Genomic DNA, 7020 nt, shown 5'->3' with positions numbered 1-7020 from the left:
TGTAAAGGGACTATTGATATGAACAATCTGTGTTATAGGGTGTTATACGTGGGGATTGTCTCGGAATCCTAGGGATTATCCCGAAATAATTTAGCCTCTAATCCCTTGCTCAATGGGGCTTTAAGGGGCGCTAGTGTCAATAGATAGGGTTAGGTTCGCCTTATCTGATTTAGGCAAAGTCACGCTTTATATTAGCTTTTACTGAAATGAGCAATAACGGGACAAACGGACGAAAGGGGACGTTTTTAGCCTATCAAAGTGAGCACTTCATTGAGATGTCGCGATGTGTTTAAACCATGTTTAAATTACTGATTTTAAACATGATTAAATATTTAAATGAGAATAACAAAGCAAGAAGCGAGTATTTTAAGCCGTCCTTTTAAAATCCCTAAAGGATTTTTCTGATATCAAGCGTCCGTTTCTTTTAAGTTGCTGATTTATAATAACAAAACATCGTTCTCTATTTAATAGTGGTTGGTCTAGCAAAATCCCTTAAAATATAGATTGTTAAATTAATGTTAATATTTCGGGCGCGTTAATTTAAACAAAGCTAGTTATTTTTCCTTTCTGAATATTGGTTTTACATTGGTTAAATATACACCCAATGGAGCCAAGAAAATGGGACGTTTATGTAAGGTTGACTACTTGCCAGATAGCCTCAGAACTAAGGTTATTCGTTTGATTCGAACCTTAAACCATGGTGAGGCATTAAGGGCTGTTAATTCTTTGATTGAAGAGCACGGCCTCCCTGATAGTTCAAAATTGACTAGATCATCACTTAGCCGATACCGAGTCGATAAGCTGCATATGTAGTATTGGTTGTTAGTTCAAAATTAATGCTCGATTAAGTAAGCTTAAAAGAAAGACCTCTTTCTTTTAAGTTTTACTTGCTAAGCTGTTGGATTTTATATGATTTAATTCGATTCCTCTGACCTTTGAAAGAAAGAGCAATCACTTAAAGGTGTTAGGTTGATGTAGGGTTTTAGGTGGAAGAAAAGCACCTAAAATTTGTCGTTATAAAATTAATGGTTTGTATTACTAATTTCTATTGCTCATTTTGGTAGTCCGAAAGTTGTTGACGAACTGCAACCTTTCAAACTAAGATAAAAACACGTTAGCAAAATCTAGCGTCAGGATTGCAACCCTGTTATTATCTGAGGCGCACAATACACGCCTATGCGTGTTTTTTTATTTGTGCGTAAGCTTACTATGGTGGGCTTAGTGGAGCTAACTTCGGTTAGGCCGTTTCTTGGATACGGTTGTTGCAACTCTGCTAAGTTCGCCACCAGTGAGATTGCAACCTCCTGATGGCGATATATAAAATATCCAAGGAGGCCATCATGCCTAACACTAATCTAAACTCCGCAAAACTAAACCCAGAATCTATCTCAATAGACGAACTCTTTGAACTATCTGACGGTGTTCTAGCGTCTCCAGAAAGACTACTTGATCTATTAGGTAATCTAAGCAACTTAGTATGTGAATATTCCTCATTAGGTGGCGAACAGCGCTTATCGGTTGGAGCTTTAGAACTTCTAAGTGGTTTGATTCACTACGCCAACGGATTAAACTCTAAGTTAGACGCTTTAGCTGCTTTAGAGAGGGTTAGTCATGAAAAGTGAGCGATTAACTTCTAAAGAATCTTACGAGCTGGCTAACTTGGTTCGTAATATTGGTGTTAAAAATGTTTTGTTGATCCTTAGAAAAGCAGCATCACCGAAAAAAGCAAAGAGGCTTTATAAGGTTCAACAGCTACCAACTGATATTAGAGCGCGAATAGCGGTAATGCTTTCATCAAGGCGGTACACTCAAAAAGATATTCTTTCTTATGTGAACAATGAAATTGAGCATAGAGGGTTAGCAGATAAGTTTAAGATCTCTCGAACCGCTTTTAATCGCTTTCTGAATGAAGAAATATATCCGAGCTTGTCAAACCAATAAATATCGCTTACATTAAATACGCAGGTAACATTTATTCATCTTGTCGATGAAATTCAAAGCCCCTTTAAAGGGGCTTTTTCATATCTATAAAGCACTCCCCCCCTCTCCATTTTTAAACAATCTGCGTTACTCCACATGTTTTAGGTAAGTACATTAATATAAGTTTATCAAAGCAGATACGGAGCAAAATAATGGGACGTGAAATAAACCAAGATATATTAATGCTCGGTTTCTTGGTCGACCAGTTTTTCGAAATTCCACCAACTCCAGACTTGGATTCAGCATTAACAGAAGATATGAGGTCAATGTTTTCAGGCGCTGAAGGCAATGGGAGCGTCCATGTTTATTTTGGTAAGCTTCAATCTTTAAAAGTGCATGTATCAGAACTTTTAATCGTACAAGCTCATCAAAGTGGCAAAACTGTTGCGAGTATCTCACGAGATTTTGGGACTAGCGTTCAATATATTTATCGAGCATTTAATAAACATAACTATAAACCCAAGAGACAAAAAAGGTTTTCTGATGGGTTTGCTTTTTACCATCGTGCATTTGAATGTGAGCTTATTAAATTGATGAATAATGATGGAATCCCAATCAAATTGATAGCTAGTAAGCAAAACATTACAGAAAGTACGGTAAGAGAAATATTGAAGGGGAACTAACAATGTCAATATCATGGCTAGATATAGCAAAAAATGAGAGTGCATTAGACGTCGTTATTGATTTAATTAAAATGAACCCATCAAAAACAATTCTTTTTGATGAGTTTTTATCAAGGTCAAAAGAGTTCAATCTTAATGAAAAGGATACTGTTAAATTCATTTGTTTAATGGTGTCTATTTTTGGCGGTACTCAAGTTTATTTACCTAGAGAAGATCCATTTAAGCAAGCCGCTATATATCGAATGATATATAAGGAATTTAAGGGAGATAACACTAGTGAGTTAGCTAGAAAATACGGCATGTCGGTCATGGCAATTCAAAGGGGCATTAAGGCTTGTAGAAAGGCTGATGCTGAAATTAGAAAAGCAATGGATGGATTAAAGTAAATGTATTTATACGATCTAATTGACGGTGTTCTTGTTGAAGGTGAACTGGTTAAGACAGTATCAATAGAGCCATTAACAGACGCCAATAGAAATACGGTGGCTGATTTAGTTGATGTGCAGCACGAATATCTAGTTAATATGCCTGATTTCAAGCCTGTCAATGATAGACACACCCAAGCGATTAAGGGCTTAATGCTTCTTAATGAAAATGCGGCTGCTTCTATTCGTTACCTTGGTAAGCATCATGTCATTTTTACATATGGTGATATTTGCGATTACAAGATAACGGCGCAAGACTGGAACATAATTTTAACTGCAAGTATGGCGGTTTCAGAATTGCATTCAGGTAGTGATGGGGAAATGCTCGCATAACGCGCTGTATTGAATCTTTCCGTTTTGGTTGAGCATTGGCTCAAAAGAAAATGTTTAAATCAATATAGAGCGATTTAAACGTAGTTTAAACATGGTATGAGGCTAAAGTTATGCCCGTTACAGCGTTATGTAAAGAATTAGACGAAAAAGCGAGTCAGTGGGTACAGATTCTACCTAGTGGCCCTGACATCAAAGGTTTGGATGGTCGCAGTTGGGTTTTGAGAAATCCTAAAGCTATCTTACACGCCTTTAAAAACATGAAAGTCCCTATGGTTATTGACTATGAACATGGTCAAGAATTAAAAGCTTCAAAAGGTGAAGAAGCCCCTGCTGCTGGTTGGATTGAAGAGTTAGAAATTCGCAATGGTGAAATATGGGCTAAAGCGGATTGGACGAAGAAAGCTGCAAGTGCAATCAACTCGCGTGAGTATCGTTTTTTATCACCTGCATTCAATTACAACGAAAGCAAAGAAGTTATTTCGTTATCTAGTGTCGGTTTAACCAATAAGCCAAACCTAGTAATGCAAGCTTTAAATAGCAGACAGAACGAACCAGATAATAAGTGGGAAAAGCTATCAAAAGCCCTTGGTTCTAATGTCACCTCTGATGATGAATTATTGTCAGCTTTAAACTCTCGCGATAGTCAAGCCGAGAAAAAGGAAATTGAATCCTTAATTGATGGTTATGTAAGTGATGCCGTATTTACTCCAGCACAGCGTGATTTTTTAGTCGCTTGCTGTCATAGCCAAGGGATTGATGAGTTTAAAAAGTTTGCTGGTAGCACGTCAGGTTTCTCTTATTTAAATAAGAGTACCAATACGCCACATAAAACAAACCAAAGTTCATCGTCATTAAATGAAACACAATTAGCTGTCTGTCGAAATGTTGGAATTTCCGAAGAACAGTTTTTAAATGTAAAGAATAAAGAGGTTTAACAATGCCAAATCCAATCGATATTAGTAATGTAGTCATTGAATCTAAAACCGCGTTTGCTGGTCGCTTTGACGCAGGCAAAGGAGGTGCAAAGCCTGATTACCCTATGATTGCTACTGTTCTTCCTTCCTCAGCTGGCGCAACTGGCTACGGTTGGTTGGGGGACTTCCCTCGCCTTAAAGAATGGATCGGTTCTCGCCAAATGAAGAACCTTAAAAAACACGGTTATAACATCGTAAACAAGATGTTTGAATCCTCAGTAGAAATTCCCCGTGTTGACTATGAAGATAATGACTATGGTCGCTATGGCATCATCTTTCAAGAGATGGGTTACGATGCCGAAATGTACCCAGATGAACATGTCTTTGGTTTGCTAAAAAATGGCTTTACAGAGATTTGTTATGACGGACAGCCGTTCTTTGATGCTGACCACCCGTCAGAAGATGGCGTAAATACGTTTTCAAATGTAATTGGTGATCCTGATACGGATACAGGTCAAGGCTGGTACATGTTAGACACTAGTCGCCCTCTTAAACCTTTAGTTTGGCAAGAGCGTTTAAAGCCAGAATTCCAGTCGGTGACTGACTCAACTGATTACAATGTTTTCACTACCGATAATTACGCTTTCGGTACTCGTGCTCGTGGTAACGCTGGCTATACATTCTGGCAAATGGCATTTGGTTCTAAAGCTGCTTTAACAGAAGCTAATTTTGAGTTGATGATGACCAAAATGATGGAACAGAAAGACAGTGAAGGAAGATCGTTAAAGGTTAAACCTACTGTGATCGTCGTTCCCGTTGCTTACCGTTCTGCTGCTGAGAAAATCGTCTTGCGTCGTACTCTTGAGAACGGAGAAGACAACACCAACTATAAAGCGGTTGAGATTCTAGTCTCTCAAGATTTATAACATCAAAAAAAGGGCTAGCATTGACTAGCCCTTATTAGTTTGAGGCTTTTATGGCACAGAAATTAAAAACCGAAATCAGTATAGATCTTGCTGGTAATTTATCGGACAAAGCAAAGCGATATGGAAACTCTATGTCTGATTTTGCCAAGAAAAGCGATAAAGCCATGGCTATGATGAATCAATCTGTTAGAGCAGCGAGTAAAGGTATAGATTCACTTGGTAATAGAACGATTATCGGCCTTGGTGCTGCGGGGTTCGCATTTGAGCGAACATTTATCAAGACAGCCGCTAATTTTGAAACCCTAGCAGCTTCAATGCAAAGCATTATGGGTTCAGAAAGTGGTGCAGCTAGTGCTCTAGATTGGATTGAAGACTTTACACAATCAACCCCCTACGCATTGGATGAAGTTACCCAATCTTTTATTCGACTAAAAGCGTACGGACTTGACCCAATGGATGGGACAATGCAGGCAATCGCTGACCAAGCCTCCAAAATGGGGGGGAGTGCGGAACAGGTCGAGGGTATCGCAACGGCATTAGGTCAAGCATGGACAAAGGGGAAACTTCAAGCGGAAGAAATGAACCAGATGCTTGAGCGAGGTGTACCCGTTTATGAGTATTTGCAAAAAGCGAGTAAAGACCTAGGTAAAAATTTTGGGAAAGGCTTTAGTACCGCCCAAATTCAAGATATGGCTAGCAAAGGCCAATTAACAAGGTCTGCAATTCAAGACTTGATACGTGTCATGGGAGAAGAGACAAAAGGCTCAGCAGAGCTACAAATGAAAACATGGAACGGCATGATTTCAAACATGGGCGATCATTGGTCTCTATTTCAAAAAGATGTCATGAATAGCGGTACATTTGATTTGCTCAAAGATGAGCTTGGAGAGTTCTTAGGTATGCTCGACCAAATGAAGTCTACAGGGGAATATGACGAGTTTGTCGAAAAGGTAGGCAAAGACTTAGTTAATGGATTTAAAGCAGCAGCAGAAGCCGCACGCGATATAAAAGATGCAGGAAAAGAAATAATTCCTGTCGTACGAGATATATCTTCATTTGCAGGCTCTATGGTTGAGGTTGTAGGAGGGTATGGCAACCTTGCGAAGATAATGGCTTCTATTTACGCTATTAATAAAGTGCTTGCCGTAAGTGGTGCGCTTAAAGGTGGGGTAGCGCTAGCAAAAGGTGGGATTACAGCAGGTGGTTGGATCTACGATAAGGCATCGGGCAAGAAGAAAGGTCACGGGGCTTTAGCAAGTGGATTATCTAGTTTAAGTGCTACGCCAGTATTTATTACAAACTGGCCTAGTGGTGGTTATGGTACGCCTCTAATTCCAGATTTGAACCCTGATTCTAATGACACTAAAAACCCCAAAGCAAATAAATTAGGCAAGTTAATCGATGTCGCGGGTAAGGTTTTTATCACGGGCTATGTTATGGAAGAGCTTTTTGGTGATACCGAAGTTGCACAGAAAATGAAAAAAACCACCCTTGCCGATGTTTTCCCCAGTGTGTTCGATTCCAATACAAAAGAGTCAGAAACAACAGGTGATAAGCTGAGGAAGCAAATTGAACAGCAATTACCTGCCTATGTAACGGGTAATTACAATCAATTCCAACCTCAATCTAACTATCCAATGGGTGGCGATTTAAGGGTTAAAGTTGATGTAAGTGACGACCGCGTTAAAACGTCAATAGAGTCAAGTTCACCGTCAATTAAAATAGACCCTGACACAGGTGCCAATTAACAATTATTTAACATTTCATCATTGTTCATTTTGGTAGGGTGCAAGTGTTCAAAACGCGCGACGCTGCACAA

General features: G+C 39.1%; 8 protein-coding genes. All 8 read left to right on the top strand.

What is annotated here, in order from left to right; genetic code table 11:
• Positions 1-1340: 1340 nt before the first annotated feature.
• Positions 1341-1622 carry a hypothetical protein gene (locus AB6E85_RS25595; RefSeq protein WP_372144775.1) on the top strand — a complete coding sequence of 94 codons (282 nt, stop codon included), beginning with the start codon at positions 1341-1343 and terminating at the stop codon, positions 1620-1622.
• A complete protein-coding gene (locus AB6E85_RS25590; RefSeq protein WP_372144773.1) occupies positions 1612-1941 on the top strand; it encodes a phage protein Gp27 family protein in 330 nt (109 codons plus the stop codon). Before AB6E85_RS25595 ends, AB6E85_RS25590 begins: the two co-directional genes overlap by 11 nt.
• A 191-nt stretch (positions 1942-2132) precedes the next feature.
• Positions 2133-2603, top strand: coding sequence for a hypothetical protein (locus AB6E85_RS25585; protein ID WP_372144771.1), 471 nt, complete (start codon positions 2133-2135; stop codon positions 2601-2603).
• Between the two features lie 2 nt (positions 2604-2605).
• The gene (locus tag AB6E85_RS25580; RefSeq protein ID WP_372144769.1) at positions 2606-2989 is read left to right on the top strand and encodes a Mor transcription activator family protein; all 384 of its coding nucleotides are present in this window, start codon (positions 2606-2608) and stop codon (positions 2987-2989) included.
• A complete protein-coding gene (locus AB6E85_RS25575; RefSeq protein ID WP_372144768.1) occupies positions 2990-3361 on the top strand; it encodes a 6-phospho-beta-glucosidase in 372 nt (123 codons plus the stop codon).
• 110 nt (positions 3362-3471) lie between these two features.
• Positions 3472-4296 carry a phage protease gene (locus AB6E85_RS25570; RefSeq protein WP_372144766.1) on the top strand — a complete coding sequence of 275 codons (825 nt, stop codon included), beginning with the start codon at positions 3472-3474 and terminating at the stop codon, positions 4294-4296.
• A 2-nt stretch (positions 4297-4298) separates the two neighbouring features.
• Positions 4299-5201, top strand: a complete 903-nt coding sequence (locus tag AB6E85_RS25565) for a Mu-like prophage major head subunit gpT family protein (protein ID WP_372144764.1) — start codon at positions 4299-4301, stop codon at positions 5199-5201.
• A gap of 50 nt (positions 5202-5251) precedes the next feature.
• Positions 5252-6949, top strand: a complete 1698-nt coding sequence (locus AB6E85_RS25560; protein ID WP_372144762.1) for a tape measure protein — start codon at positions 5252-5254, stop codon at positions 6947-6949.
• Positions 6950-7020: the final 71 nt, after the last annotated feature.

Source organism: Vibrio sp. 10N.247.311.51, assembly GCF_041467855.1.
GTDB lineage: Bacteria > Pseudomonadota > Gammaproteobacteria > Enterobacterales > Vibrionaceae > Vibrio > Vibrio coralliirubri.
Note: the sequence above shows the minus strand (reverse complement) of the source record. Positions and strands in the feature narration are given on the sequence as shown.

Coding starts and splice junctions, on each gene's coding strand:
- AB6E85_RS25585 (WP_372144771.1), top strand. CDS start 2,133: ATGGGACGTGAAATAAACCAAGATATATTAATGCTCGGTTTCTTGGTC.
- AB6E85_RS25565 (WP_372144764.1), top strand. CDS start 4,299: ATGCCAAATCCAATCGATATTAGTAATGTAGTCATTGAATCTAAAACC.
- AB6E85_RS25560 (WP_372144762.1), top strand. CDS start 5,252: ATGGCACAGAAATTAAAAACCGAAATCAGTATAGATCTTGCTGGTAAT.
- AB6E85_RS25570 (WP_372144766.1), top strand. CDS start 3,472: ATGCCCGTTACAGCGTTATGTAAAGAATTAGACGAAAAAGCGAGTCAG.
- AB6E85_RS25580 (WP_372144769.1), top strand. CDS start 2,606: ATGTCAATATCATGGCTAGATATAGCAAAAAATGAGAGTGCATTAGAC.
- AB6E85_RS25575 (WP_372144768.1), top strand. CDS start 2,990: ATGTATTTATACGATCTAATTGACGGTGTTCTTGTTGAAGGTGAACTG.
- AB6E85_RS25590 (WP_372144773.1), top strand. CDS start 1,612: ATGAAAAGTGAGCGATTAACTTCTAAAGAATCTTACGAGCTGGCTAAC.
- AB6E85_RS25595 (WP_372144775.1), top strand. CDS start 1,341: ATGCCTAACACTAATCTAAACTCCGCAAAACTAAACCCAGAATCTATC.